This window comes from Knoellia pratensis (genome assembly GCF_042666395.1).
GTDB classification, from domain to species: domain Bacteria; phylum Actinomycetota; class Actinomycetes; order Actinomycetales; family Dermatophilaceae; genus Knoellia; species Knoellia pratensis.
Genome location: NZ_JBHTDJ010000003.1, coordinates 1,222,667 through 1,248,197, shown reverse-complemented (window position 1 = coordinate 1,248,197; position 25,531 = coordinate 1,222,667). Strand labels below are relative to the sequence as shown.

The 25,531-nt window shown below is 68.0% G+C and carries 24 protein-coding genes and 2 tRNA genes; 15 read left to right on the top strand and 11 right to left on the bottom strand.

Annotated elements, in window-relative coordinates:
* Positions 1–79: 79 nt before the first annotated feature.
* The 7 genes from ACFQRE_RS15835 to ACFQRE_RS15805 all read left to right on the top strand — a co-directional run bounded on the left by ACFQRE_RS15835 (position 80) and on the right by ACFQRE_RS15805 (position 7,035).
* The gene (locus tag ACFQRE_RS15835; RefSeq protein ID WP_380124101.1) at positions 80–349 is read left to right on the top strand and encodes a hypothetical protein; all 270 of its coding nucleotides are present in this window, start codon (positions 80–82) and stop codon (positions 347–349) included.
* Positions 350–417: 68 nt separating this feature from the next.
* Positions 418–1,632, top strand: coding sequence for a PucR family transcriptional regulator (locus ACFQRE_RS15830; protein WP_380124098.1), 1,215 nt, complete (start codon positions 418–420; stop codon positions 1,630–1,632).
* A gap of 78 nt (positions 1,633–1,710) precedes the next feature.
* Complete coding sequence (locus tag ACFQRE_RS15825; protein WP_380124096.1) at positions 1,711–2,889, top strand: acyltransferase domain-containing protein; 1,179 nt, start codon at positions 1,711–1,713, stop codon at positions 2,887–2,889.
* Positions 2,890–2,894: 5 nt separating this feature from the next.
* Positions 2,895–3,896, top strand: coding sequence for a beta-ketoacyl-ACP synthase III (locus tag ACFQRE_RS15820; protein ID WP_380124094.1), 1,002 nt, complete (start codon positions 2,895–2,897; stop codon positions 3,894–3,896).
* A gap of 117 nt (positions 3,897–4,013) precedes the next feature.
* Positions 4,014–4,262, top strand: coding sequence for an acyl carrier protein (locus ACFQRE_RS15815; protein ID WP_009775234.1), 249 nt, complete (start codon positions 4,014–4,016; stop codon positions 4,260–4,262).
* A gap of 80 nt (positions 4,263–4,342) precedes the next feature.
* Positions 4,343–5,587 (top strand): beta-ketoacyl-ACP synthase II, encoded by a 1,245-nt coding sequence (gene fabF / locus ACFQRE_RS15810; RefSeq protein ID WP_380124090.1) that lies wholly within the window; start codon positions 4,343–4,345, stop codon positions 5,585–5,587.
* A complete protein-coding gene (locus tag ACFQRE_RS15805; RefSeq protein WP_380124088.1) occupies positions 5,587–7,035 on the top strand; it encodes an acyl-CoA carboxylase subunit beta in 1,449 nt (482 codons plus the stop codon). The genes fabF and ACFQRE_RS15805 overlap by 1 nt, the downstream gene beginning before the upstream one ends.
* 102 nt (positions 7,036–7,137) lie before the next feature.
* On the opposite strand, the gene ACFQRE_RS15800 is transcribed toward ACFQRE_RS15805, so the two are convergent.
* On the bottom strand, positions 7,138–7,653 hold the full coding sequence (locus ACFQRE_RS15800; protein WP_380124086.1) for a DUF3145 domain-containing protein: 516 nt from the start codon (positions 7,651–7,653) through the stop codon (positions 7,138–7,140).
* 420 nt (positions 7,654–8,073) lie between these two features.
* Between ACFQRE_RS15800 and ACFQRE_RS15795 the strand changes: the two genes are divergently transcribed.
* On the top strand, positions 8,074–9,255 hold the full coding sequence (locus ACFQRE_RS15795) for a hypothetical protein (protein WP_380124084.1): 1,182 nt from the start codon (positions 8,074–8,076) through the stop codon (positions 9,253–9,255).
* A gap of 62 nt (positions 9,256–9,317) precedes the next feature.
* On the opposite strand, the gene ACFQRE_RS15790 is transcribed toward ACFQRE_RS15795, so the two are convergent.
* A tRNA-Ile gene (locus ACFQRE_RS15790) sits at positions 9,318–9,391 on the bottom strand.
* Positions 9,392–9,531: 140 nt separating this feature from the next.
* Here ACFQRE_RS15790 and ACFQRE_RS15785 point away from each other — a divergent pair.
* The 4 genes from ACFQRE_RS15785 to ACFQRE_RS15770 all read left to right on the top strand — a co-directional run bounded on the left by ACFQRE_RS15785 (position 9,532) and on the right by ACFQRE_RS15770 (position 12,913).
* On the top strand, positions 9,532–10,272 hold the full coding sequence (locus tag ACFQRE_RS15785; protein WP_380124082.1) for an amino acid ABC transporter ATP-binding protein: 741 nt from the start codon (positions 9,532–9,534) through the stop codon (positions 10,270–10,272).
* An 83-nt stretch (positions 10,273–10,355) separates the two neighbouring features.
* Positions 10,356–11,198 carry a glutamate ABC transporter substrate-binding protein gene (locus ACFQRE_RS15780; RefSeq protein WP_380124080.1) on the top strand — a complete coding sequence of 281 codons (843 nt, stop codon included), beginning with the start codon at positions 10,356–10,358 and terminating at the stop codon, positions 11,196–11,198.
* A gap of 96 nt (positions 11,199–11,294) precedes the next feature.
* A complete protein-coding gene (locus tag ACFQRE_RS15775) occupies positions 11,295–11,972 on the top strand; it encodes an amino acid ABC transporter permease (protein WP_380124078.1) in 678 nt (225 codons plus the stop codon).
* Entirely contained in the window at positions 11,969–12,913 is a 945-nt protein-coding gene (locus ACFQRE_RS15770) for an amino acid ABC transporter permease (protein WP_380124076.1), read from the top strand. The genes ACFQRE_RS15775 and ACFQRE_RS15770 overlap by 4 nt, the downstream gene beginning before the upstream one ends.
* A 64-nt stretch (positions 12,914–12,977) precedes the next feature.
* Here ACFQRE_RS15770 and ACFQRE_RS15765 read toward each other — a convergent pair.
* The 3 genes from ACFQRE_RS15765 to dnaG all read right to left on the bottom strand — a co-directional run bounded on the left by ACFQRE_RS15765 (position 12,978) and on the right by dnaG (position 15,645).
* A tRNA-Asn gene (locus ACFQRE_RS15765) sits at positions 12,978–13,050 on the bottom strand.
* Between the two features lie 112 nt (positions 13,051–13,162).
* A complete protein-coding gene (locus ACFQRE_RS15760) occupies positions 13,163–13,684 on the bottom strand; it encodes a hypothetical protein (RefSeq protein WP_380124074.1) in 522 nt (173 codons plus the stop codon).
* Entirely contained in the window at positions 13,681–15,645 is a 1,965-nt protein-coding gene (gene dnaG / locus ACFQRE_RS15755; RefSeq protein ID WP_380124072.1) for a DNA primase, read from the bottom strand. Before dnaG ends, ACFQRE_RS15760 begins: the two co-directional genes overlap by 4 nt.
* Before the next feature lie 186 nt (positions 15,646–15,831).
* On the opposite strand from dnaG, the gene ACFQRE_RS15750 reads away from it, so the two are divergent.
* Both ACFQRE_RS15750 and ACFQRE_RS15745 read left to right on the top strand, forming a co-directional pair.
* Positions 15,832–17,250: a phytoene desaturase family protein gene (locus ACFQRE_RS15750; RefSeq protein ID WP_380124070.1), complete on the top strand. Its 1,419-nt coding sequence runs from the start codon at positions 15,832–15,834 to the stop codon at positions 17,248–17,250.
* A gap of 105 nt (positions 17,251–17,355) precedes the next feature.
* Positions 17,356–17,913 (top strand): dihydrofolate reductase family protein, encoded by a 558-nt coding sequence (locus ACFQRE_RS15745; RefSeq protein ID WP_380124068.1) that lies wholly within the window; start codon positions 17,356–17,358, stop codon positions 17,911–17,913.
* 18 nt (positions 17,914–17,931) lie between these two features.
* Here the strand turns inward: ACFQRE_RS15745 and ACFQRE_RS15740 are convergent, their stop codons facing one another.
* The 3 genes from ACFQRE_RS15740 to dusB are packed head-to-tail and all read right to left on the bottom strand — an operon-like array spanning position 17,932 to position 21,069.
* A complete protein-coding gene (locus ACFQRE_RS15740) occupies positions 17,932–19,158 on the bottom strand; it encodes a deoxyguanosinetriphosphate triphosphohydrolase (RefSeq protein WP_380124066.1) in 1,227 nt (408 codons plus the stop codon).
* Between the two features lie 27 nt (positions 19,159–19,185).
* Positions 19,186–19,845, bottom strand: coding sequence for a YdeI/OmpD-associated family protein (locus ACFQRE_RS15735; RefSeq protein WP_380124064.1), 660 nt, complete (start codon positions 19,843–19,845; stop codon positions 19,186–19,188).
* Positions 19,846–19,857: 12 nt separating this feature from the next.
* The gene (gene dusB / locus ACFQRE_RS15730; RefSeq protein ID WP_380124062.1) at positions 19,858–21,069 is read right to left on the bottom strand and encodes a tRNA dihydrouridine synthase DusB; all 1,212 of its coding nucleotides are present in this window, start codon (positions 21,067–21,069) and stop codon (positions 19,858–19,860) included.
* Between the two features lie 35 nt (positions 21,070–21,104).
* On the opposite strand from dusB, the gene ACFQRE_RS15725 reads away from it, so the two are divergent.
* A complete protein-coding gene (locus ACFQRE_RS15725) occupies positions 21,105–21,965 on the top strand; it encodes a sulfurtransferase (protein WP_380124060.1) in 861 nt (286 codons plus the stop codon).
* Here ACFQRE_RS15725 and ACFQRE_RS15720 read toward each other — a convergent pair.
* From ACFQRE_RS15720 to ACFQRE_RS15710, 3 genes are all read right to left on the bottom strand, one after another.
* The gene (locus ACFQRE_RS15720) at positions 21,921–23,600 is read right to left on the bottom strand and encodes a sigma factor-like helix-turn-helix DNA-binding protein (protein ID WP_380124058.1); all 1,680 of its coding nucleotides are present in this window, start codon (positions 23,598–23,600) and stop codon (positions 21,921–21,923) included. The genes ACFQRE_RS15725 and ACFQRE_RS15720 overlap by 45 nt on opposite strands.
* 138 nt (positions 23,601–23,738) lie before the next feature.
* Positions 23,739–24,398 carry an FMN reductase gene (locus tag ACFQRE_RS15715; protein ID WP_380124055.1) on the bottom strand — a complete coding sequence of 220 codons (660 nt, stop codon included), beginning with the start codon at positions 24,396–24,398 and terminating at the stop codon, positions 23,739–23,741.
* A gap of 1 nt (position 24,399) precedes the next feature.
* A complete protein-coding gene (locus ACFQRE_RS15710) occupies positions 24,400–25,497 on the bottom strand; it encodes an LLM class flavin-dependent oxidoreductase (protein ID WP_380124302.1) in 1,098 nt (365 codons plus the stop codon).
* Positions 25,498–25,531: the final 34 nt, after the last annotated feature.

Sequence of the window (25,531 nt, the reverse complement as noted above, 5' to 3'; positions counted from 1 at the left end):
CACTCACGCCTTGTGTGCCTGAGAACGGGAAATACCTCGTTCGCAGGCAGACGAGACGGATGGGGTGGATGCTGGCGGAATGGACGGACGACAGCTCCTCGAGCGAGTGGTTGCAACGCTCGGCGTGCTGGGCCTGATCGCCGCACTCCCCTTCTATGTGTCGTCCGGACTGGTCGCCCCCCTGTGGGCGATCATCGTCCTCCTGCTGATCTGGGCGGTGCTGGCGGTGTGTTCGGTGCGCTGGTTCACCCGGCGTCCGTGGGTCGTCCTACTGCTTCCGTTGATCGCGGCGGCGGTGTGGTTCGCCACGCTCAGCCTCGGCGAGCACCTCTTGGGCTGGCAGGCCTGAGGAGCGGACCGCACGAGACGATCGCGTATGCCGTGTGGTTGTGCACGGCATACAAATAGACTTCCAGCGTGCCCACCTCGAAAAGCCGACCCTCGGCAGCGACCCGGCGTCGGGTCGAGCTCACTGCCGGCGATCTCGGCGCCGCTGCTGTGCAGCAGATGGAGAGCGACCACGAGTGGTACCGCGCCCTGCCCGCCGAGGAACGCTCGTGGGTGGGCCTCGTCGCCCAGGCCGGCATCAAGTCGTTCATCGAATGGTTCAGCGGCAGCCAGGACCACGCCCATGTCACGGCCGACGTCTTCGGCACGGCCCCGCGTGAGCTGACCCACTCGATCAGCCTCGGCCAGACCCTCGACCTCATGCGCACCGTCGTCGACGTCGTCGAGCGCGACTCCATCGGGTTGGCTGCACGCGGGGACGAGACCAAGGTGCGCGAGGCCGTGCTGCGCTACAGCCGCGAGATCGCGTTCTCCGTCGCCGAGGTCTACGCCCATGCTGCCGAGGCGCGTGGCGCGTGGGACGCCCGACTCGAGGCACTCGTCGTCGACGCCGTCATCCGTGGGGAGGCCGACGACTCCATGCAGTCACGAGCATCGGCCCTCGGCTGGGGCACGACGACCGACGTGTGCGTCATCGTCGGATCGACCCCCGGGGCAGGCACGGCACAGGTGGTCGATCAGCTGCACCGTGGCGCCAAACGTCACGGAGTCGAGGTCCTCGTCGCCATTCACGGCCGACGCATCGTCAGCATCGTCGGCCGCGTCACCGATGCCCTCAAAACGGCCTCCCACCTCGGCGAACACTTCGGCGACGGCCCGATCGTCGTGGGTCCCGTTGTCCCGCACCTGTATGCCGCGGGCCGCAGCGCGCGTGCCGCGCTCTCGGGTCACACGGCGGCGCCTGCGTGGCCCGCCGCCCCTCGTCCTGTCCTCAGCGACGACCTCCTGGCCGAGCGGGCGCTCCTCGGCGACCTTCCGGCTCGCGCCGCCCTCGTGTCCAGTGTCTATGCGCCCCTGTCCGCGAGCGGCGGCGGCAACCTGCTCGAGACCGCCGCGGCCTATCTGGACGGCGGACTGGGGCTGGAGGGCACGGCACGCACGCTGTTCGTCCACACCAACACGGTGAGGTATCGACTGGGCAAGATCGCGGACACCATCGGCTACGACCTCACCGATCCACATGATGCACAGACCGTGCGCCTGGCCCTGGCGTACGGGCGAGTGGCCCCGGAACCCTCGGGCCGGCTCACGCGTGCGACTGGGCCTGTCGCTCTCGAATTGTAGGAACCCTACAGATCTCACGCCCGAGAATCGTCGCTGCCGGTTGCACCTACCGGGCCTGATGACGGCCACTCTGAAGAGGTGCTTGTTGTCGTCTGCCCTGGACAGGGCTCCCAGTCCCCCGGCTTCCTCACCCCTTGGCTCGACATCCCCGGTCTGCGCGAGCGGATGGGGTGGCTCTCCGCCGTCGCAGGCATCGATCTCGTCAAACACGGGACCGAGTCCGACGAGGAGACCATCAAGGACACGGCAGTCGCCCAGCCCCTGATCGTCGCATCGGGCCTCGTCTCGCTGCTGGCGCTCTTCGAGCACCCGGCTGACGGCTTCCGTCTCGTCGGCGCCGGTGCGGGTCACTCCGTCGGTGAGATCACGGCCGCTGCTGCCGGTGGCGTGATCTCCGCTGAGCAGGCCATGGTCTTCGTGCGTGAGCGTGGCAATGCCATGGCAGCCGCAAGCGCGGTGCAGCCCACCGGGATGAGCGCCGTCATGGGCGGCGACCCCGGTGAGGTCATCGCCACGATCGAGCGCCACGGGCTCACCCCCGCCAACATCAACGGCGCCGGCCAGGTCGTCGCCGCCGGCACGATGGAGCAGCTGGCAGCCCTCGCGGCAGATCCGCCCGCCAAGAGCCGCGTCATCGCCCTCAAGGTCGCGGGCGCGTTCCACACGCAGCACATGGCTCCCGCGGTCAACGTGCTGGCTGGCTACGCCAAGGCGATGTCCACCCACGACGCCCGCGTCCCCCTCGTCTCCAACCGCGACGGCGCCGTCGTCCACAGCGGACGCGAGGTGCTCGGCCGACTCGTCAGCCAGGTGAGCAACCCGGTGCGCTGGGACCTCACGATGCAGACCTTCACGGAGCTCGGCGTCACCGGGATCATCGAGATCCCGCCGGCCGGCACGCTCGCCGGCTTGGCCAAGCGCACCCTCAAGGACGTCGAGATCCTCGCGCTCAAGTCTCCCGACGACCTCGAGCAGGCCCACCGCATGGTCAAGGAGCACGCCGTGTCGACCGGCGTCGCGCAGGACCCGACGTGGCGCCTCGTCATCAGCCCCGCGAAGGGCATGGTCTCGTTCACGGCGACCGAGCTCGGCACTGCCGTCGAGACCGGCAGCGTCATCGCCACGGTGGGCACGTTGCGCGACAGTTACGACGTCGTCGCACCGCACGGTGGTCGCATCGTCGAGTGGCTCGTCGAGGACGGCGACCCCGTCTCCCCCGGCCAGCCCATCCTCCGCCTGCACCCCCAGGAAGGCTGAGTCAGATGGCCGCAGTCATCGCCTCCACGACGGGGGCCGCGCACACGCGCATCTCCGGGATCGGCGCGTACCGCCCTCGTCGCATCGTCCCCAACTCCGAGATCGTCGACGCGATCGACTCCTCGGACGAGTGGATCCAGGAGCGCTCCGGCATCAAGACCCGCTACCGGGCCGGTGACGGTGAGAGCGTCATCGAGATGTCCGAGGCCGCGTCACGTGGCGCCCTCGAGATGGCCGGTCTGGAGCCGACCGACATCGACGCCGTCATCCTCGCGACGGTGACTCATCCCTACCAAACCCCTGCTGCCGCACCCGCGCTCGCGCACCTCATGGGCATGAGCAACCCGGCCGCGTTCGACATTTCAGCGGCCTGCGCCGGCTACTGCCACGGCATCTCGCTGGCCCACGACATGGTCCGTGGTGGCAGTGCCCGCAACGTCCTCGTCGTCGGGGTGGAGCGGCTCTCCGACTTCACCAGCCCGACCGACCGTGGCACCGCCTTCATCTTCGGTGACGGTGCCGGTGCCGCGATCGTGTCCCCCTCGGACACTCCGGCCATCGGGCCGACCGTGTGGGGCTCCGAGGGCGACAAGTGGGACGTCATCGCCCAGAACGACAGCTGGGTCGACGTGCGCGACCACGATCTCGGCTGGCCGACGATCGGCATGAAGGGCCAGAGCGTCTTCCGTTGGGCCGTCTGGGGCATGGCACCCGTCGCGCAGAAGGCCCTCGACGCCGCCGGCGTCACGGTCGACCAGCTCGACGCCTTCATCCCGCACCAGGCGAACAACCGCATCATCGACGCGATGTGCAAGCAGCTCAAGCTGCCCGAGCACGTCGCCGTCGCCCGCGACGTCATCGACTCGGCCAACACCTCGGCCGCCTCCGTGCCGCTCGCCACCGAGCGGCTGCTCCGCGAGGGCCTCGCCCCTCGCGGTGGGCTGGCCCTGCAGATCGGCTTCGGCGCAGGCCTCGTGTATGCCGCGCAGGTCGTCGTCCTGCCATAGAGACTCCCGCGGTCCGCGGGTCATCACGGACCACCGCATCACCCGCAACATCCGCAACATCCGCAACATCCCCAGAGCGTCCGCACCCGGCGGACCCGAACCATGAAGGAGCACGACATGGCTCAGAGCGAGCAGGAGATCCTCGCGGGTCTCGCAGAGATCGTCAACGAGGAGACCGGACTCGACCCCGAGACCGTCCAGAGTGACAAGGCGTTCACCGACGACCTCGACATCGACTCGCTGTCGATGATGACGATCGTCGTCAACGCCGAGGAGAAGTTCGGCGTGCGCATCCCCGACGACGAGGTCAAGAACCTCCGCACCGTCGGCGACGCCGTCACCTTCATCAAGAACAGCCAGAGCTGAACCCAGCTGATCCGTCGGTGCCGCCCTCACCTGATGAGGGCGGCACCGGGACACCACCCCCACGCCAAGGAGTCATCGACATGAGCACCGAACGTCGCGTCGTCGTCACGGGTCTCGGAGCCACCACCCCGCTCGGCGGAACGATCACCCAGACGTGGGAAGCGATCCTCGCCGGCAGATCGGGTGCCCGCGCCCTGACCCAGGAGTGGGTGCAGCAGTTCGAGCTGCCCGTCACGTTCGCCGCCTCGATCCACACCTCCCCCGAGGAGGTGCTCAGCAAGGTCGAGTGCCGTCGCATGGACCTCAGCGCGCAGTACGCCATGGTCGCCTCCCGTGAGGCGTGGGCCGATGCGGGTTCCCCCGAGGTCGATCCTGAGCGCTTCATGGTCGCGATCGGCACCGGCATGGGCGGGGTCACCACTCTCCTCGACCAGTGGGACAACTTGCGCGAGAAGGGCGTTCGCCGCGTCTTTCCCCTGACGGTCCCGATGATCATGCCCAACAGCCCCAGCGGAAACGTCTCCCTGGCGCTCGGAGCCAGAGCCGGCGCTCACACGGCCGTGTCGGCCTGCGCGTCCGGCGCCGAGTCGATGGCCCTGGCCATGGACCAGATCCGTTTGGGCCGCGCCGACATCGTCATCGCTGGCGGCACCGAGGCCGCCATCCACCCGCTGCCCTTCGCCGGCTTCGCGCAGATGCAGGCCCTGTCCAAGCGCAACGACGACCCGGCGGGCGCGTCACGCCCCTATGACACGGGCCGCGACGGCTTCGTCATGGGTGAGGGTGCCGGCGTCATCGTCCTCGAGTCCGAGGAGCACGCCAAGGCCCGTGGCGCCCGGATCTACGCCGAGCTCAGCGCTGCAGGGATGTCCGCCGACGCCCACCACATCACCGCTCCGGAACCAGAGGGTGCCGGTGCGAGCCGCGCCATGGTCGAGGCGGTCCAGCGCGCCGGACTCACGCCCGCGGACATCGTCCACATCAACGCCCACGCCACCTCGACCCCGGTCGGTGACGTCGCCGAGGCCAACGCCATCCGCCGCGCCTTCGGTGACGCAACGGATGGCATGTGTGTCAGCGGGACGAAGTCGATGACCGGCCACCTCCTCGGCGCCGCTGGCGCCCTTGAGGCCCTGTTCACCATCCTCTCGGTGCACCACCGCATCGCCCCCGCGACGATCAACATCGAGAACCTCGATCCGGCGATCCCGCTCGACGTCGTCAGGGGCGAGCACCGCAAGCTCCCCGACGGCGACATCGCCGCGCTCAACAACTCGTTCGGCTTCGGCGGACACAACGTGGCCCTCACGGTGAAGAGCGCCTGATGGCTCGCCAGCCCAACGAGTCCTCCGCAAGCGCCTCCGCCGCGACGAAGACCAAGCCCGACCGCGCCACCGATCCGCGCAACCCGCGGCTTCGGCTCGAGGCCTTCTTCGACGGCGGCTCGGTCGAGCTGATCACGCCCGAGGACGACTCGGGCATGCTCGCCGCCGTCGGCACCTGCCAGGGCGTTCGCGCAGTGGCCTTCTGCTCCGACGCCACGATCATGGGCGGCGCCATGGGCGTCGCCGGCTGCAAGGTTGTCGTCGCGGCGTACGAACGAGCGTTGGCGGACGGCATACCCGTCGTCGGCATCTGGCACTCCGGAGGCGCACGCCTGCCCGAAGGTGTCGTGAGCCTGCACGCCGTCGGTCTGGTCTTCGCGATCATGACCCGCGCGTCGGGCAAGATCCCGCAGATCTCGGTCGTCATCGGTGCTGCCGCCGGTGGGGCCGCCTATGGTCCCGCCCTCACCGACATCGTCATCCTGGCTCCGGACGGCCGCATCTTCGTCACAGGACCCGACGTCGTGCGCTCAGTCACCGGTGAGAACGTCGACGCCCTGCGCCTCGGTGGACCAGAGCCGCACGGTCGTCGCAGCGGTGTCGTCCACATCGTCACCGACTCGACCGAGCAGGCCTACGAGCGCGGCCGCCAGCTGTGCTCCCTGCTCGCCGACCAAGGCACGCTCGACGTCGCCAAGGTCGACGACTTCGACCTCGAGGCGACGTTCCCCGAATCGGCCAAGCGTGCCTACGACGTGCACCCGGTCGTCGACAACGTCCTCGACAAGGGCGCCGACTCCATTGAGCTGCACCCGCGTTGGGCTCCCAACATCGTCACGCAGCTCGGCCGCTTCGGTGGTCGCACCGTCGGCGTCATCGCCAACAACCCGATGCGCCTCGGTGGCTGCCTCGACTCCCCCTCGGCCGAGAAGGCCGCTCGCTTCGTGCGCATGTGCGACGCGTTCGGGGTGCCGCTCATCGTCCTCGTCGACGTCCCCGGCTACCTGCCCGGTGTCGGCCAGGAGTGGGACGGCGTCGTACGGCGTGGCGCCAAGTTGCTCCACGCGTTCGCCGAGGCCGTCGTGCCCCGCGTGACACTCGTGACGCGCAAGACCTACGGCGGCGCCTACATCGCGATGAACGCCCGCTCACTCGGAGCCACCAAGGTGTTTGCCTGGCCCACCGCGCACGTCGCGGTCATGGGTTCGGTTGCTGCCATCCGGATCCTGCACCGTCGCCGCCTCGCCGAGGTCGATGACGCCGATCGCGCGGCGGTCGAGCAGCAGCTCGCCGAGGAGCACGACGCCCTGTCCGGCGGTCTGGCGCGCGCGGTCGAGATCGGGGTCGTCGACGAGATCGTCGAGCCCAACGTGACCCGTTCCGCCTTGGCGCGGGCGATCTCCGAGGCGCCCCAACGCCGAGGGAACCACGGCAACATCCCGTTGTAGCCGGCGTACCCCTGTGCTTGTTCACGCAAGCGCGAGGCCCGCTCCCCCTGTACGGGAGCGGGCCTCGCGACGTGCGTGAAGGGTGCCGTGGTTCGTTCGGACTCAGCCGACCTTGTGCAGCCAGCGGACGGGTGCGCCGTCACCGGCGTAGCGGAACGGCTCGAGCTCGTTGTCCCAGTCGGTGCCGAGGACCTCTTCGACCATCTCCGTGATGGCCTCGGGTGATCCCTGCGCCAGCATGAGGATCTCCTTGAGGCGTTCCTCGTTGACCACCGCGTCGCCGCTGGCGGACGTCGTGGAGTGGTGGATGCCCAGGCTCGGGGTGTGCGACCAGCGAGAGCCGTCACAACCAGCGCTCGGGTCCTCGGTCACCTCGTAGCGCAGGCCCTGCCATCCGCGCAGCGTGGAGGCGAGGCGCGCACCAGTACCCTGCTCGCCGATCCAGGACCACTCACCGCGGTTGAACCCGGGCGCAGCAGGCTGCGGGGTCCAGTCGATGGAGACGCGCGAGCCCGTAGCGGACTCGAGCGCCCAGTTGATGTGAGGGCACAGCGCTGCCGGGGCCGAGTGGATGAACACCACTCCCCGGGTCGACACACGTCGCGTCGCGACAGACATCCTGGCCTCCTTCACGTGCAAGGGACGTCTTCCCCAACGCCGTCGCACGTGTCTCTTGGAGGCAACAGATTCTGTATGCCGTTCAGCTCGCTGTGGGGGTGCCTCACGCACCGTTGTCAATCGCCCCACGAGCGAACTCGCGAACCGTGAGCCTCATCATGCCGCATGGGCACCAGGAACACCATGCGCGACACACGTTGACTCGGGTCACGCCAGCACCTCACTCTCGCTACCGCGCCTAACTAGTTATAAGGAACGACGTTCTCTAGTGATCATTTCCTACATAGTCCTGAGCACTAATACTCGGATTGACTATTAGGAATGGTCATTACGGGTTGCGCAGCGTGCCTCGGAGCCCCACGATATGAGCGCACCCGGACTTTGGGGCATCCCTGCCAAGACCCTGAGGAGTACCCACGAATGGGAACCCACACCGCCTTCGCCCGTCCCCTGCTGGCAGCGGTCGTTGCTGCCGCCGCCGGCGTCACGTGCCTGTCGGTCGCCCCGGCACAGGCCAAGAGGCCGTCACCGCCCACGCCGCCCACGACCAGCCTCCCGACGTATCCGACCTCCGTGGTCGGTGTGAGCCCGCAGGCAATGGAGAAGCCGAACGCATCCGGCCGGACAATTCGCAGCCTGACGATGGACAACGGCAAGTTCTATGTCGGCTATGGCGACTACATCATCAATGGCGGCCCGACGAAGGTCACCACGTTTGACCCGGCGACGAACGTGTTCGCCGAGTCGGGTCTGACTGCCCCGACCGAGGAGATCACGACCTTCCGCAAGATCAACGGCAAGCTCTACGCCCCCTGGAGCGACCCGACCGGCTCGGCCACCGCCAACCAGGGATATTCGACCAACGCCACTGGCACCTGGACCAACGAGTTCAAGGCTCCGGCGGAGCACGTCTTCGACGTCGCAACCCTCACCGGCTCGGACCTGTGGATGGTCGGATCGGCCAAGGGCGTCGTGGACGGCAAGGGCGGCGCCGCCGCCTACCGGTCCACGGACGGCGGGACCTCCTGGTCGCTCGTGGCCAAGGACACCTCGAGCACCGAGATGGGTCGCGAGCGCTACTACTGGGCCGCGGCGCTGGGCGGAAAGATGTACATGCAGGCCCAGGACGTGCTGGAGGGCGCTCCCCTGCGCGTCTTCAATGGCACCACGTGGTCGACGATGCCCGGCGTGACTCCGTGCTCCACGGTCGAGGCGCGCGCGGTCGAGGTCTTCAAGGGCAAGATCATCTGCACGAAGTACGGCAGCGGAGTCGTCGCGTTCGACGGCACCCGAGCCACGCAGGTGATGCCGCAGACCAACTGGAACGTGCTCGACTTCGACGTCCCCGGTGACGGCTACATCTACGCGCTCTCGCGTGGGGGCGTCTACCGCAGCGCAGACGGACTCAGCTGGAAGGGCCTGACCACCGTGCCCGAGTACGCCTGGGCGATCGGTGTCCACAACGGCACGATCTATCTCGGCGAGCGCCTCAACGGCACGATCCGCAAGGTCGACGGCCTCAACACCAATGCCCTCACGACCAAGACGGCAACGACCACCGGCACGACGACGTGCAACAGGAAGTCCAGCAAGAGCTGCTGACCCACGCTCACGACGAAGGCGGGTCGACCCCATCGGGTCGGCCCGCCTTCTGTCGTCCCAAGTGGGGCGGCTGGGGCTTGAACCCAGGACCGACGGATTATGAGTCCGCTGCTCTGACCAACTGAGCTACCGCCCCTGAAGCGGAGCCGAGCCTACCTGCGGGAGGCGAGCGGACGGCATACCCACTCCTCGAGAAACGAGACGCGACGTTGCGAATCGGTGTCGCATCGGCACGGAGACACGTGACGGGCACCACGTACCGGTAGGTTTCCGCTCATGACTGAGCCCCTGGTCGTCCTCAAGGACGTCAACAAGCACTTCGGCGACCTCCATGTCCTCAAGGAGATCAACATGGAGATCGGCAAGGGAGAGGTGGTCGTCGTCATCGGCCCATCCGGCTCCGGGAAGTCGACCCTCTGCCGCGCGATCAACCGCCTCGAGACCATCGAGTCCGGGACGATCAGCATCGACGGCAACAAGCTCCCCGAGGAGGGCAAGGCGCTCGCCCAGCTGCGCGCGGACGTCGGCATGGTCTTCCAGTCGTTCAACCTCTTCGCCCACAAGTCGATCCTCGACAACGTCACGCTGGGCCCGATCAAGGTCCGCAAGCAGAAGAAGGACGCCGCCGAGAAGCGCGGCATGGAGCTGCTCGAGCGCGTCGGCGTGGCCCAGCAGGCCCAGAAGTTCCCTGCGCAGCTCTCCGGCGGGCAACAACAGCGCGTCGCCATAGCCCGCTCGCTCGCCATGGACCCCAAGGTCATGCTGTTCGACGAGCCGACCTCAGCCCTCGACCCCGAAATGATCAACGAGGTCCTCGACGTCATGGTCGGACTCGCCAAGGACGGCATGACGATGATCGTCGTCACCCACGAGATGGGCTTCGCCCGCAAGGCGGCCAACCGTGTCGTCTTCATGGACGGCGGGCAGATCGTCGAGGAGAGCACGCCGGAGGACTTCTTCACCAACCCCAAGAGCGACCGGGCCAAGGACTTCCTGGCCAAGATCCTCACCCACTGAGAGCCCTGAGGACGTCAGGCTCAGCACTTCACGACTCCACAACACAGGCACGCATGGTGCCGCCACCACAGGAGGAACACCAGATGAACGCACGACGGATCGGCGCCATCGGCGCAGCGGCCGCCCTGGCCTTCGGCCTCGCGGCCTGCGGGAGTGACGACGGCGGGGACAACGCCGGCGGCGGCGGGGACGCCGGCAAGAAGCTCAAGATCGGCATCAAGTTCGACCAGCCCGGTCTCGGCCTCAAGAAGGGCACCGAGGTCACCGGCTTCGACATCGACATGGCCAAGTACGTCGCCAAGGAGCTCGGCACCGCCGAGAAGGACATCACCTGGGTGCAGGCGCCCTCGCCGCAGCGCGAGACGCTCATCAAGACCGGTCAGGTCGACCTGATCTTCGCGACCTACTCGATCACCGACAAGCGCAAGGCTGACGTCACGTTCGCTGGCCCCTACTTCATCGCCGGTCAGGACCTCCTCGTCCGCTCCGACGACACGAGCATCACTGGAGCCGACTCCCTCACCGGCAAGAAGCTCTGCTCGGTCAAGGGTTCAACTCCTGCGCAGAAGGTCAAGGACAAGTACCCCGGCGTTCAGCTCCTTGAGTACTCGACCTACTCCGAGTGCCTCCCGGCGCTCACGAGCAAGAAGGTCGATGCGCTCACCACCGACGACACGATCCTCGCGGGCTACGCCGCGCAGGCCGAGTTCAAGGGCAAGTTCAAGCTCGTCGGCAAGCCTTTCTCCGAGGAGAACTACGGCGTCGGCCTCAAGAAGGGCGACGTCGCGCTCTGCAACAAGGTCACCGACGCCCTCAAGAAGGCGTTCACCGATGGCACCTGGCAGAAGGCCATCGACGCCAACCTTGGTCCGGCTGGCTACAAGCCCGGCCCCGGCAACCCGCCCACCCCGGCCGCCTGCGCCTGACCCCGCGCAGACCGAACCACGGCGTATGCCGTCCGCTCACCTCATAGTGTGCGGACGGCATGCGTGCCCACTCCCAACCCACCTGGAGGGTGATGCATGGGTGACATCCTGAGGGACTACGACGTCCTCGGCGCCTTTTGGATGACGATCAAGCTGGCGTTCTTCTCGAGCTTCGGTGCACTCGTCATCGGCACGATTCTTGCGATCATGCGCGTGTCGCCCGTCGCGGTACTGCGCAACGTGGGCGCGTTCTACGTCAACACTGTGCGCAACACCCCGTTGACGCTCATCCTCGTCTTCCTCTCACTCGGGGTCTGGACCATCCTGGCCATCGACGTCACATCAGCCGAGTCGCAGACCTACATCACGGACACCGCGATCCGCTACGCGATCATTGGCCTCGCGGTCTACCACGCGGCCTTCGTCTGCGAAGCGCTGCGCTCGGGTGTCAACACCGTCCCACTGGGTCAGGCAGAGGCCGCGCGCGCCATCGGCCTGACCTTCATCCAGTCGCTGACGCAGGTGATCATGCCGCAGGCCTTCCGCGGTGCGATTGCCCCGCTCGGCTCGGTTCTCATCGCGCTGACGAAGAACACCACGGTCGCCTCGGTCATCTCCGTGTCCGAAGCCTCAGGTCTGATGAAGGAAGTCATGGAGAACGAGACAGCCTCCATCGGCGTCTTCCTGTTCTTCGCAGCTGGCTTCGTCATTCTCACCCTCCCGACCGGCATGCTCTTCACGTGGATGTCGCAGCGCCTGGCGGTCAAGCGATGAGCGCCCAGAACGTCCTCTTCGACGCCCCCGGCCCCAAGGCCCGCCTGCGCCACCTCATCCTCACTGTCGTCGGCGGCTTGTTCATTGCTGTCATCTTCGGCGCTGTCGTCTGGAAGTTCGATCAGGCCGGGCAATTGGAGGGGGCCCTGTGGAGGCCCTTGGCCACCGCCGATATCTGGACCGAGTACGTCATCCCTGGAGTGATCTCCACTCTGAAGGCCGCGGTCGTCTCGATCGTGCTCGCCATGACCTTCGGCATCGTCTTCGGCATGGGCAGGCTCTCCCAGAACCGCGCCATCCGGTGGTCCTGCGGAGTGGTAGTCGAGTTCTTCAGGGCCGTGCCAGTGCTGCTGATGATGTACTTCACCTTCTACTACTACGCCAGCAAGGATCTCTTCGGCACCGAGAACAACAGTTTTGCCGCGGTCGTCACCGGGTTGACGCTGTACAACGGTGCGGTCATTGCCGAACTCGTCCGATCCGGCGTCTTCGGTCTCCCCACGGGCCAGCGTGAGGCCGGGCTCGCTGTGGGCCTCACGCGGTCGCAGTCCCTGCGCTCGATCGAGCTCCCCCAAGCGCTCACCGCGATGCTGCCGGCTCTGGTGAGTCAGCTCGTTGTCATCCTCAAGGACAGCGCCCTGGGCACGGCCATCACCTATCCCGAGCTGCTCGAACAGGCCAAGAACGTCGGGACGGCCTACGGCAACGTCATCCCGGCATACATCCTGTGCGCGGTGATCTTCATCGCGCTGAACTACGGCCTGACCGTCATCGCCGGTCGCGTCGAGCGTCGGATCAACAAGCGCGGCAAGACGGCTGGCGGCACGATCACCAATGTCATGCCGGGGGCACCCATGGGCACCGGCGTCATGCCGAGCACAGGCCTCGCCGGTGGCAACGTGCAGAACATCGACCCTGCGAACACCGGGGGCGGTCAGTGACTCGTCACTGACCGCCAACCACGAAGGGCCCGGATCGCGATGATCCGGGCCCTTCGTCGTACTGCTCCCCCGGTTGGACTCGAACCAACAACCTGCCGATTAACAGTCGGCTGCTCTGCCAATTGAGCTACAGGGGACTGCGCAAAATCAGCGCCGGCATGGTGCTTACGCCAGCGCGCTGCGCAACGATAGCAAAGGGTGGGGCCAGTCACGAAAACGCCCCGGGTCACCCCGCTCGTGTGACGCCGTTCAGTCGAGCCCGACCTGCTCGCGCAGCCGGTCGAGGGCTGCTCGAGTCTCTTCACGAACACCGGGATCCGTGGAACGCACCCCGCGCCCGAGGATGGTCTGACCCATCAGCGCACCGTTGGCGAGGTCCTTGCGGACGACCACCCGAGCACGTCGCTTCTCCCCGAGGTCAACCTCGTCGGAGAGCACGACGGTGGCCTGGACTCGCTCGCGCAGCACCTGCGGGAAGGTCCCGGGATCTGGGCCCAGCTCCCATACCGAGGCCGGCGCCTTGTCGACCCAGTTGACGGTGATTCGAGCCGTCTCGTCGTCCCACGTGCCCGTGTCGACCATGTGCCACTGACGGTCGAGGACCACGGAACGGTCGCGGACGGCATACACATGAGTCTTTGTCGCAACGACGTATGCCGTGGAGCGCGCATCGCGCACGACCGAGAGGACGTCGGTTGCTCGCTCCCCCAGTGTCGAGGTGACCTCTTCGGGAACCTCGGGTCCACGTCGGCCGAGGCGTCCGAGTTTCATGAGGTGAGCCGATCGCGAAGGCGGGCGCGGTTCATCTCAAGCTCGATGAGTCGACGGGAGCGGGCACGCAGGGCCTCCTGGTCGGGTTCGGGAGTGTTCTGAAGGCGGCGGATCGCAGCGGTCTCGTCGGCGATCTGACGGCTGAGCCCGGAATCGTGGACACCGATGACGAGCGACTCGAGGTAGCGCTGGGGCGGCAGGCCGCTCGTCGGGTCGACCTTCGTCGGCAACGGCGCCACCGACAGCTCCGCCAACAAGCCGCGCACTGCGAGGGATGCGGCTTCGCTCACCGCAGCGACCCATCCCGCCGTCGACAGGTCGGCCGCGCGACCCGCGACCGTGCGCACGCCGTCGAAGATCGCCGAGTGCGCCGGCGCGGTGAAGGCCACCGGCGGGATCGCGTCGATCGTCTCCGTCGTGAAGCGCGTCGGATACTGCAGGAGAGCCTGGAGCAGCTGGCGTTCGTTGTTGACCACGGGGTCGCGCAGGTTCGGCGGGGGCAGCGCCGACGCGCCCTCCTGGGCATTGGGTTCGGGGACGTCGTCGGTCGAGGCGGGAGTGCGATCTGCCGGTCGACCTGACGATCCCATCGGCCCCGACGTCGCGTCCGCGCCCTCACGCGCCTTGATGCGTCCGGCACGCTGCACCTCGTTGCGGACCTGCTCGACCTCGACACCGAGCATGCCGGCGACACTGCGCATGTATTCGGGACGCAGGGATGAGTCACGGATCGAGTTGATGATCGGGGCCACGGCCTGCATCGCCTGGACCCGCCCCTCAGGGGTCTCGAGGTCGAAGCGCTTCATCGTCGTGCGCACGGCGAACTCGAACATCGGCACGGCGTCGTCGACGAGCGCCTTGACCGCCTCACCACCCTTGGCGAGGCGAAGGTCGCACGGGTCCATGCCGTCGGGAGCCACCGCGACGAACGACTGCGACGCCCACCGCTGGTCCTCGCCGAAAGCCTTCATCGCGGCCTTCTGCCCGGCCGCATCACCGTCGAATGTGAAGATCACCTTGGCGGGCACACCGTCGGCCTCGTCGCGCATGATGCGGCGCAGGATCTTGATGTGGTCGATGCCGAAGGCCGTGCCACAGGTCGCCACCGCACCCTCGACGCCGGAGAGCTGCGCGGCCATGACGTCGGTGTAGCCCTCGACGATGACGGCCTGCCGGTCGCCGGCGATGGCCTTCTTCGCGGCGTCGAGGCCGTAGAGCACCATCGACTTCTTGTAGATCGGCGTCTCCGAGGTGTTGAGGTACTTCGCGGCGATGCGGTCGTCGTCGAGCAGTCGTCGCGCACCGAACCCGACCGTGTCGCCGGTGACGTCGCGAATGGGCCACATGAGCCGTCCGCGGAAGCGGTCGTAGAGTCCGCGGCTCCCCCGACCGGACAGACCGGCGGTGACCATCTCGTCCTCGCTGAACCCCTTCTCCCGCAGGTGACGAGTCAGGTTCTCGCCACCACGGGGGGCGAAGCCCATGCCGAACTGCTCGGCGATCGCGCGGTTGAAACCACGGTCGCGGATGAAGTCACGTGCAGGCCGGGCGTCGGGCCGGTCGACGAGCGACGCGGCATAGAACTCCTCCGCCACGCGGTGGGCCTCGATGAGTCGCGAGCGCTTGCCGATGCCACCCTCGCGCGGACCGCCGCCCTCCTCGTAGCGCAGCTCCATGCCGATCTTGGCCGCAAGCCGCTCGATCGTCTCGGAGAAGGTGAGGTGCTCGACCTTCTGGACGAACGAGATGACGTCGCCGCCCTCCCCACAACCGAAGCAGTGATAGGCCCCCACCGCTGGGCGCACGGTGAATGACGGGGTCTTCTCGTCGTGGAACGGGCAGAGTCCCTTGAGCGAGCCGACACCGCCGGGTCGCAGCGTCACGTGGTCACGCACGACGTCCTCGATCGAGGAGCGCTCCTTGACGGACTGGATGTCGTCAGCGTTGATCCGACCCGCCACGCGCGCTCCTCCCGATGTCGTGTGCTCCTGTGTGGACGTTCAGTATGCCGCGCGCCACTTGGGCGCGAGCCGTCTGTCCCCAGCCCCGGCCGTCAGGTGCCGCGAGTGCGGAAGCCGACCACGCGGCATACACGTCACAGGGTTGGCCTGGGCGAAAGCGAGTGGCCATCGGCGTAGGTTGCGCCCATGACACGCGCCATCGTGGTCGGCAGCGGACCGAACGGTCTCGCCGCTGCGCTCACGCTTGCGGTGGCCGGTGTCGAGGTCACCGTCCTGGAAGCTGCTGCCACCCCGGGCGGGGGAACTCGGTCCATCGAGGCGACCCTTCCCGGGGTGCTCCATGACGAGTGTTCGGGCTTCCACCCCTTGGCCGTCGACACCGCCTTCTCACGAAGCGTGGACCTCGAGTCGGCCGGTCTGCGCTGGGCGTGGTCCGACGTCCAGTACGCCCACCCGCTCGAGGGCGGCCGCGGCAGCAGCGTGCTGCGCTCCGTCGACGAGACCGCGGGTGGGCTCGGACAGGACGCCGGTCGGTACCGGCGCGTGTTCGGGCCGCTGGATGGACGCTTCGACAAGATCGCGACCGAGTTCCTCCAGCCGATGCTCCACGTGCCTCGGCACCCGCTCGCCCTGGCGGGCTTCGGGTCCTTGGCGGCCCTGCCCGCGACCGTGCTCGCCCGAAGCTTCCGCACCGAGGAGGCACAAGCGCTCTGGGCGGGCGTGGCCGCACACGCCTTCCGCCCCCTGGGGTCACCCTTCAGCTCGGCCATCGGGGTGGCTCTGGGGACGGCCGCACACCGGTACGGCTGGCCGGTGGCCGTGGGTGGTTCCCGAGCGATCACCGACGCCATGATCACCTTGCTCACCCAACACGGCGGCCAGGTCATCACCGGCGAGAAGGTCACCTCGCTCGAGGCCGCCAAGCAGGAGCACGACGCCCAGCTCGCCCTCCTCGACACCTCACCTCGTGCTGCCGTCGGCATCATCGGCCACCGGCTTCCGGCCCGGGTCCGTCGGGCCTACGAGCGCTACACCTACGGCACCGGTGCGTTCCAGGTCGCCTTCGCGGTGCAGGGGGCCATCCCCTGGACCTACGAGCCCGCGCGCCGGGCCGGCACCGTGCACCTCGGCGGGACCCTTGCCGAGATTGCGTCTGCGGAGCGGGACACCTGGCGCGGGCGCATGCCCGAGCGACCCTTCGTGCTCATGGGCCAGCAGTCGTTGGCCGATCCTGGCCGAGCCCGCGGCGATGTCCACCCGATCGATGCCTACGCCCACGTCCCAGCCGGGTTCGAGGGCGACGCCACGCAGGCGATCATCGACCAGATCGAGCGATATGCACCCGGATTCAGGGACCGGGTCGTCGGGACGGCGGTGCGCTCGTCAACGCAGATCTCGCAACAGAACGCCAACTACGTGGGCGGCGACATCTGCACCGGCGCGAACACGCCACGACAGCTGGTGTTCCGTCCGCGGGCGGCGCTCAACCCCTATGCCACCGGAGTGCCCGGCGTCTATCTCTGCTCGGCCGCGACGCCACCAGGAGCGGGAGCGCACGGCATGTGCGGCTACCTCGCCGCACGCTCCGCGCTGAAAAGTCTCTGAGGCCGCGACTTCTCATCGTGGAGGACGTGTCGTATCCCCAGCCCGGCGTTCGTTGAAGGGGTGACAGCCCACGACCACGCCTCGACAACTGACAGGATCACCATCATGCGCACCCTCATCGTCTCCGAGTTCATCACTCTCGACGGCGTCATCGACTCTCCCGGAGGTGGCGAGCACGCCCACGGCGGCTGGACCTTCAAGGACGCCGAGTTCGACGCGGCCGCCTACGAGATCAAGGCACGCGAGCAGGCGGAGGCCGGCTGCCTCCTCATCGGTCGGCAGACCTACGACGAGTTCGCGCCGGTCTGGCCGACGATGGACGAGTTCGCCGAATACAACGCCATGCCGAAGTACGTCGTGTCCAGCACCTTGACCGACCCCGAGTGGAACAACACGAGCGTCCTGAGGAGCCTGGACGAGGTCGCCGCCCTCAAGCAGAGCGACGAGCCCGGCACGATCCTCGTGCAGGCCAGCGCCACACTCGCCCAAGGTCTGGCGGCAGCTGGTCTCGTCGACCGCTACCACCTCCTCGTCTTCCCCGTCGTGCTCGGCAGCGGCAAGCGGCTCTTCGCCGGGGACGCCGACAAGGCGCGCCTCACGCTCACTGAGCACGCGGCATACGGCAATGGCGTGCAGCTGAACGTTTTCGACGTCGTCCGCTGACTCGATCCGCCTGTCCCGTCAGGCCCACTGACGGTGCAGGTGGAGCGCGCGGACATCGGTGAGTGAGGCGACCTGGTCAATGACGACGCGCAGCGCCTCACCGTCGTCGCGGGCGTCGTCATGATCTGCACGCAGTTCGGGATCGAGCCGGGTCGGGTCGTGCCGATAGGCAGCGACGAGGTCTCCGATGATGTCGCGCTCCCCCGCCATGAGCTCGACCCGCTCGACGACGTTCATGACGAAGTGTGCGGCCGTCGCCTTGAGCACGGCGCACTCGGCGCGCGTGTCGTCCGGCACGACGAGATCGGCCTCATGTCGGACGAGGTCGCCCCAGCCATGCCGCTCGCGGGTCGCTGACTCGACGGCCTGGACGAATCGCCCGATGAGGCGCGATGTCATGTCCTTGAGTCGCGCGAGATCCGCTCGGGTGTTGGCGTATGCCGTGGGCACGGTGCCCGTGGCAATGATCCGTTCCAGCGCCGCACCGAGGGAGTCGCGCGAGAGGTCCGCGGCGTAGGTCGCCGTCGCGACGTCGAGGACGGCCTCGATGTCGACACCGTCTCGAAGACGACGCGGGTCGAGCCGACCGGAGGCGATGGCGTCCTCCACGTCGTGCACGGAGTAGGCGACGTCGTCGGACCAGTCCATGACCTCCGCCTCAAAGGCCCGCTGGGCCGTCGGGGCACCGGAACGGAACCACTCGAAGACCGGCAGGTCATCGGCATACACACCGAATTTGGCTGTGGGAGAAGGTGACTCGCCCCGAGGCCAGGGGTACTTCGTGGTCGCGTCGAGCGACGCGCGGGTGAGGTTGAGCCCGGCAGGTCGCCCGTCAGCGTGGAAGCGCTTGGGTTCGAGTCGAGTGAGGATGCGCAGGGTCTGCGCGTTGCCCTCGAAGCCGCCGATGTCGGCGGCGATGGCGTTGAGCGCTGTCTCGCCGTTGTGGCCGAAAGGCGGGTGACCGAGGTCGTGAGCGAGGCAGGCGGTGTCGACGACATCGGCGTCACAACCGAGGGCGGCACCGAACTCGCGACCGATCTGGGCGACCTCGAGGCTGTGTGTGAGGCGGTTGCGGATGAAGTCGTCGCTGCCCGGCTGGAGCACCTGGGTCTTTGCCGAGAGACGCCGCAGCGAGGCCGAGTGGACGAGGCGGGCGCGGTCACGGGCGAAGTCGTCGCGGTCAGCCCGCTTGTGTGCCGGGTCCTCGGCAACCCAACGTTCGCGGTCGCCGGCGGTGTAGGTCACGCGACTGACCCTAAACGGTGGAACCCGTCACGGTGTCGCCTCTTTGGCTGCGGACGCGGCGCGCTCGACCCACTTGGGTTGGTTGCCGTAGCGCTGGCTCGGGATGAGGCGACCGTGGGCGCAGTCGTCGATGAGCTGGAGAAGGCGCTTCTCGCGGGTCTCCTCACGTTTGGCCGTCGCCACCCAGTTCTCGGCGACCTTGCGATAGGACGGTGTCGCGACCTCCCAGAAGGCCGCCGCGGCCGGGTCAGCGAGCAGTTGCGCCCGTTGGACCTCGGTGAGCTCCTGCCCTGCTTCGTAGGAGTAGATGCCGCTGCGCTCCGGCTTGCGCTTCTCGTAGGCGGCGATCCCGGCCGGGAGCATCTTGCCCTCAGCGGTGAGCCGCTCGACGTGGGCGATGTTGATGGTGCTCCACATGCTCGAGGACTTGCGTGGCGTCCAGCGCTGGCGCCGCGAGTCCTCGTCGATGCCCTGCGAGACGCTGTCGATCCACCCGAAGCAGAGCGCCTCGGGGACGGCGTCCTCCCAGGTGAGGCCGCGGTCGGCCACGTGCCTCTTGTGCAGCCCCATCCACAGCTCGGTCGCGCTCTCGTGGTTGGCCTCGAGCCAGGCCCTGAACTCGGCAGCATCGCGGAAGAAGAGCGCTGGACGCTCGGCCGAGCCACCCGGCATACCGATCTGGGTCATGCAGGCAGTCTGTCAGCCACCCGAGACAGAGAGCTCGGCCTGCGCAATCTGGGCGCGCTGCGCCTCGTTGAGCTCGCGCGACTTCAACCAGTTCTCCGGGAGGGCCACGACTCGGGGCGAACCCGCCCGCCCGCGCTGACCCTCGGCCGGATCGCCCGGCCACGGCGCGTCCAGATCCATGGTGCCGATGAGGTCGTCGAGCGCCTGCAGGCCGTCGACGAGGGCCAGCTGGTTGCGCACGCTCGAACCGGCCGGGAACCCCTTGAGGTACCAGGCGATGTGCTTGCGGATGTCGCGGCAGGCCCGCAGCTCGTCGCCGTCATAGAAGTCGATGAGGTATGCCGTGTGCCGACGCAGCGTCTCCGTCACCTCACGCAGCCCGGGCTGGACGCGCGACGCCGTGCCCGCGAAGGCCGACGCGAGGTCGGTGAAGAGCCATGGTCGCCCGAGGCATCCGCGGCCCACGACGACACCGTCGCAACCGGTCTGGCGCACCATCTCGAGCGCGTCCTCGGCCGACCAGATGTCGCCGTTGCCGAGGACGGGGATCGTCGTGACGGCTTCCTTGAGCCGGGCGATGGCGGACCAGTCGGCCTGACCCGAATAGGCCTGTGCCGCAGTCCTTCCGTGCAGGGCGACGGCGGCAACGCCCTCTCCCTCGGCGATGCGTCCGGCGTCGAGATACGTGACGTGGTCGGCGTCGATCCCGATGCGCATCTTGACCGTGACCGGCACGTTGTAGGGGTTGGCCTCGCGCACGACGGCGCTGACGATGCCGCGGAACAAGTCGGTCTTCCAGGGCAGCGCCGCTCCCCCACCCTTTCGGGTCACCTTGGGCACGGGGCAGCCGAAGTTGAGGTCGATGTGGTCGGCGCGGTCCTCGGTCACGAGCATGCGCGCGGCGAGTCCGGCCGTCACGGGGTCGACCGAGTAGAGCTGCACCGAACGAGGGTGCTCCTCGGGGCCGTGACTGATGAGGCGCATCGTTTCCGGAGTGCGTTCGACCAGGGCGCGCGACGTCACCATCTCGTTGACGTAGAGGCTCGTGGCACCGCTCGCGCCACTTGCTTCCGAACCCGCAGAACCGTATTCACGGCACAGACGACGGAAGGCACGGTTCGTTATCCCGGCCATCGGGGCAAGGACGACGGGCGACTCAATGGTGTGGCGCCCGATCTGCAGCGGGGGCAGGACAGGCTTGGCGGTGGCGACAGATGCACTCATGACCGAACGATTGTCCCACTGGTTGACTGTGGTCCATGTCCACGCTGATCACACCTACAGAGCTCGCCTCCGCCACCGAGGCCGGAGGTGTCCGTGTGCTCGACGTCCAGTACACGTTGGCCGGAGACGGACCAGCCCTGTATGCCGCGGCGCACCTTGCCGATGCCCCTCACCTCGACCTCGACGCCGTGCTTGCCGGGCCTCCGGGTGAGCGTGGCCGGCACCCTCTGCCCGACGCCGAGGTGCTGGAGGCCGGGCTGCGTGCCGTGGGAGTGAGCAACGGTGACAGCGTCGCCCTCTACGACCAGTCGACGTCGCTCGCTGCGGCCCGGGCTTGGTGGGTGCTGCGTTGGGCAGGCCTGTCTGACGTGCGGGTGCTCGATGGTGGCATTGCGGCGTGGCAGGCGGCCGGACTCGAGGTGACGACAGCCGTCCCGACTCCGCGCCCCGGCGACGTGAGCGTCAGCGTCGGATCGGTGCCCGTCCTCGATGCCGAGGGCGCAGCGCGAGTGGCGCAGGACGGCATACTCCTCGACTCTCGAGCGGGAGAACGCTTTCGGGGCGAGACCGAGCCGATCGACGCGGTGGCTGGCCACATCCCCGGAGCCCGCAACGCTCCGATGGCCGAGCAGCTCGAGGCCGATGGTCGGTTCCGGACTGCGGAAGAGCTGCGCGACTACTTCACCGGGCTCGGCGTCGATGTTGGCAGCGAGATCGGCACCTCGTGCGGGTCCGGTGTGACCGCCGCCCACACGGCCCTCGCTCTGCACCTGGCCGGGTTCGAGGCCACGCCCTACATCGGCTCCTGGAGCCACTGGATCACCGATCCCGAGCGCCGCATCGAAACCGGCTCAGGGCGCCAGCGCCACGGTCAGACCGGCCCTGCCCAGGGGTGAGCCCTCGTCGCTGTCCGGGAGGGTGGACACGCGGGTCAACGCGCCAGTGCCCACGTTCCACGCGAGGAGATCGCGGCCGTTCCAGCGGATGAGGACCTGGTCGTTGTAGGCCCAGCCCAGCACTTCGCAGCACCCCAACACCATCCCTTCGCTGCCCGGTGCCAGGAGGAGCCGGGCCGAGGTCACCCCGTCACGGTCGACGGCAAAGACTCCCTGGAACAGCTTGTCGGGCTGCACCGAGTTGGCGAGAACTTCGGCGGACCGGTTGAGGAACCCCCCGGTCGCCAGACGGCTCTCGACGTTGGTGAAGGTGCTCCCCCAGACCTGACTGAGCACTCGCGGACCACCGAGGGTCTTGGTGATGATTCCCCGGTCGTCGGACTCCAGGACGCGCATGCTGCCGTCCTCGTCCACCACGACCTTGTGCCGGCCTGGGCTGGCCCCGACCTGACCCAACCTGTCTGCCGTTCCTGTCGCTGGTGTGATGCGCCACTCGCGGTTCGCGGACCACGCGATGACCGACTGCCCGTCAGGCGTCCATCCGCCGCCCTCAAGGTGCGCGTCGGCCACCACGAAGGTCGTCACCTTGCCGGAAAAGGCGTCGAGCACCAGGACCTTGCCGGGCTGGAGGAACATCACGTGCCGACGGTCGTTGGCGATGGCCGTGACCTCGAGGGGCTCCGAAGAGTTCCCTCCCTCATCCACGTTGGCCACGAGCGTGACCGTGTCCAGGAGCGAGAAGGGTTTGCTCAGCGTCGGCCTCACGAGCACCGGCTGCATCCCCTCGGGCGTGCGCCTCAGGAGCACTGCCCGCACTGGAGCGCTGTTGTTTCCGACCTCGCTGAGGGTGGGCATCACGGTCTCCGGGCCAAAGGTCAACGTTTCTGGGAGGGCCAGCTGGCTCCTCGTGAGGTCGTCGATCTTGGGCAGGGCATTGACCTGGCTGAGATCTGGCCCCACCTGGGTCGTCACGTTGAACAGGCTGAAAGTGGCTGGCTCCCCGTCCGACGGCGGCGCGAGGGAGGTGGGACGGGGACTCGACGGGGACGGTGCGGGATTGGCCCGGTCGGTCGTGGAACCTCGTGGCACGACGACGAATGCCGCCGAGACGAGGGCCACCGCGGCAGCAGCGCCAATCCCAAAGCGGCGGTGCCGCAGCTTCCTCGCGCGGGCGCCCGACCTCGCGGCCTCGACGAAGTCCTGCTCCCCCACCGCTTCGGCGGCATCGAAGAGCCACCCCGCGAGCCCGTCGCCAGCGTGGGCTTGGTTTCGTACGGCGCCGACCGAGATGCCGAGGATCTCGGCCGCCTCGTGTTCGGTGCGGTGCTCGAAGTGCAGCAGGACGGTGACGGCGCGCTGCTTGTGAGTGAGCTGGTCCAGAGCGGGGACATCGTGAGACCCGCTGTGCCGCAACCTCATCGCGTCGCGATAGAGGGCCTCGCGGACGTAGGTGTCGGGAGAGTCGTCCCGGACCTTGCTCCAACGCAGGGCCAGTGCCACGAAGGCCCCGCGCGCGAGGTCCTCGGCCAGCCCCGGATCCCCACACAGGAGGTGCGCCGCCCGCAGCACCTGGTGCTGGCGCGCACGCACGAACTCGGCGAAGTCGTCATCGACCTCGCTTCGCGACGGAGCCACTTCCCCAGTCTCCGGCATACCCAGCCCCCACAGGACGACTTCGTGCCCCGCACGGACACGTCTGGGCGGCCTTCGGCCGGCGGGGCGTGTCCGTGCGGGGCACGAAGTCGCACGAACTGGGGTCGGGGGTGAGAGCGGTCAGTCGGTGACGCGGCGGAGCAGCTCGGCGAAGTCGGTGACCTCGTCGAAGCGGTCGGTGAAGCCCGCCTCGCGTTGTTCGTCGTTCGCAGGCAGGAAGCCCGAGTGAGCCGACCCGGCACCGGCCGTCGCGCCGAGCAGCGCTGCGACGAGCTCGGCGGCCGCGCGGTCGATGCGACGGTCGAGGCCCGGGGTTCCGAAGTCCTCGGTCGCCGCCATGACGCCGGTCGGGACGACCGACGCATGCAGATAGCTGAAGAGCGGCCGCATGGCGTGCTCGAGCATCAACGAGTGACGGGCCGAGCCGCCCGTGGCGCCCACGAGGACGGGTTTGCCGTCGAGAGCGTCGACGTCAAGGTTGTCGAAGAAGCTCTTGAACAAGCCGCTGTAGGACCCGGAGAACACAGGAGTGACGGCGATGAGGGCGTCAGCGCCGATGATCTTCTCGATCGCCGCCGTGAGCTCCCCACTGGGGAAGCGGGTGATCAGCTGGTCGGCGATGAGTCGCGCCAAGGGTCGCAGTTCGACGACCTCGACGCTCACATCCTCACCGTGGGCGGTGACGTGACGCCGGACGGCCTCGGCCAGCGAGTCGGTGAGCAGGCGCGTCGAGCTGGGCTCGGACAGTCCGGCACTCACAGCGACGATGCGACGGGTCATGTCAGGCCTCCACTGGTGTTCCGTCGAGGACCGCGAGGCGCTCGGCGTGCCGGGGTGCGGTGGACGGGACGTGGGTCGGGCGACGAGCGTCCGCGATCCTGCGCAGCTCGGGCACGACCTCGCCACCGAGGATGTCGAGCTGCTCCAGGACGGTCTTCAGGGGCAGACCGGCATGGTCGATGAGGAACAGCTGACGCTGGTAGTCACCCACGTGGTCGGCCATCGTGGCGTAGCGCTCGATGACCTCCTGCGGCGAGCCGACGGTCAACGGGGTCTCGCGCGCGAACTCCTCGAGCGACGGGCCGTGGCCATAGACCGGGGCGTTGTCGAAGTAGGGACGGAACTCAGCGATGGCGTCCTGGCTGTTGGCTCGCATGAAGACCTGCCCGCCGAGTCCGACGATGGCCTGGTCGTGCTTGCCGTGGCCGTGGTGCAGGTAGCGGCGACGATAGAGGTTGACCATCTGCTTGGTGTGCGACAACGGCCAGAAGATGTTGTTGTGGAAGAACCCGTCGCCGTAGAACGCGGCCTGTTCAGCGATCTCGGGGCTGCGGATCGAGCCGTGCCAGACGAACGGGGGTATGCCGTCGAGCGGGCGAGGCGTGGAAGTGAACCCTTGCAGTGGCGTGCGGAACTTGCCCTGCCAGCTGACGTTCTCCTCGAGCCACAGGCGTCGCAGCAGCGCGTAGTTCTCGATCGCGAGGTCGAGACCGTCGCGGATGTCCTTGCCGAACCACGGGTAGACCGGCCCGGTGTTGCCGCGACCCATCATGAGGTCCATGCGGCCATCGGAGAGGTGCTGCAGGTAGGCGTAGTCCTCGGCGATGCGCACCGGGTCGTTGGTCGTGATGAGCGTCGTGGACGTCGAGAGCACGATGCGCTCGGTCTGGGCGGCGATGTGCGAGAGGAGGACCGTCGGGTTGGCGGGCGCGGCGAAGGGCGGGTTGTGGTGCTCGCCCGTGGCGAAGACGTCGAGTCCGACCTCTTCGGCCTTCTTGGCGATGGCGACAGTGGCCCTGATGCGCTCGTTCTCCGAGAGCGTGTGGCCGTTGGTCGGGTTCGTCGTGACGTCCCCGACGGTGAAGATGCCGAACTCCATCTCAGACACTCCTTGCTGGGTAGTTGAACATTCA

Bases quoted from the DNA above. Each gene is read 5' to 3' on its own strand.
- ACFQRE_RS15785 (WP_380124082.1), top strand. From the start codon at position 9,532: ATGACTGAGCCCCTGGTCGTCCTCAAGGACGTCAACAAGCACTTCGGC.
- ACFQRE_RS15715 (WP_380124055.1), bottom strand. From the start codon at position 24,398: ATGACCCGTCGCATCGTCGCTGTGAGTGCCGGACTGTCCGAGCCCAGC.
- ACFQRE_RS15775 (WP_380124078.1), top strand. From the start codon at position 11,295: ATGGGTGACATCCTGAGGGACTACGACGTCCTCGGCGCCTTTTGGATG.
- dusB (WP_380124062.1), bottom strand. From the start codon at position 21,069: ATGAGTGCATCTGTCGCCACCGCCAAGCCTGTCCTGCCCCCGCTGCAG.
- ACFQRE_RS15770 (WP_380124076.1), top strand. From the start codon at position 11,969: ATGAGCGCCCAGAACGTCCTCTTCGACGCCCCCGGCCCCAAGGCCCGC.
- ACFQRE_RS15735 (WP_380124064.1), bottom strand. From the start codon at position 19,845: ATGACCCAGATCGGTATGCCGGGTGGCTCGGCCGAGCGTCCAGCGCTC.
- ACFQRE_RS15780 (WP_380124080.1), top strand. From the start codon at position 10,356: ATGAACGCACGACGGATCGGCGCCATCGGCGCAGCGGCCGCCCTGGCC.
- ACFQRE_RS15760 (WP_380124074.1), bottom strand. From the start codon at position 13,684: ATGAAACTCGGACGCCTCGGCCGACGTGGACCCGAGGTTCCCGAAGAG.
- ACFQRE_RS15805 (WP_380124088.1), top strand. From the start codon at position 5,587: ATGGCTCGCCAGCCCAACGAGTCCTCCGCAAGCGCCTCCGCCGCGACG.
- ACFQRE_RS15745 (WP_380124068.1), top strand. From the start codon at position 17,356: ATGCGCACCCTCATCGTCTCCGAGTTCATCACTCTCGACGGCGTCATC.
- ACFQRE_RS15800 (WP_380124086.1), bottom strand. From the start codon at position 7,653: ATGTCTGTCGCGACGCGACGTGTGTCGACCCGGGGAGTGGTGTTCATC.
- ACFQRE_RS15820 (WP_380124094.1), top strand. From the start codon at position 2,895: ATGGCCGCAGTCATCGCCTCCACGACGGGGGCCGCGCACACGCGCATC.
- ACFQRE_RS15750 (WP_380124070.1), top strand. From the start codon at position 15,832: ATGACACGCGCCATCGTGGTCGGCAGCGGACCGAACGGTCTCGCCGCT.
- ACFQRE_RS15835 (WP_380124101.1), top strand. From the start codon at position 80: ATGGACGGACGACAGCTCCTCGAGCGAGTGGTTGCAACGCTCGGCGTG.
- fabF (WP_380124090.1), top strand. From the start codon at position 4,343: ATGAGCACCGAACGTCGCGTCGTCGTCACGGGTCTCGGAGCCACCACC.
- ACFQRE_RS15795 (WP_380124084.1), top strand. From the start codon at position 8,074: ATGGGAACCCACACCGCCTTCGCCCGTCCCCTGCTGGCAGCGGTCGTT.
- ACFQRE_RS15710 (WP_380124302.1), bottom strand. From the start codon at position 25,497: ATGGAGTTCGGCATCTTCACCGTCGGGGACGTCACGACGAACCCGACC.
- ACFQRE_RS15815 (WP_009775234.1), top strand. From the start codon at position 4,014: ATGGCTCAGAGCGAGCAGGAGATCCTCGCGGGTCTCGCAGAGATCGTC.
- ACFQRE_RS15725 (WP_380124060.1), top strand. From the start codon at position 21,105: ATGTCCACGCTGATCACACCTACAGAGCTCGCCTCCGCCACCGAGGCC.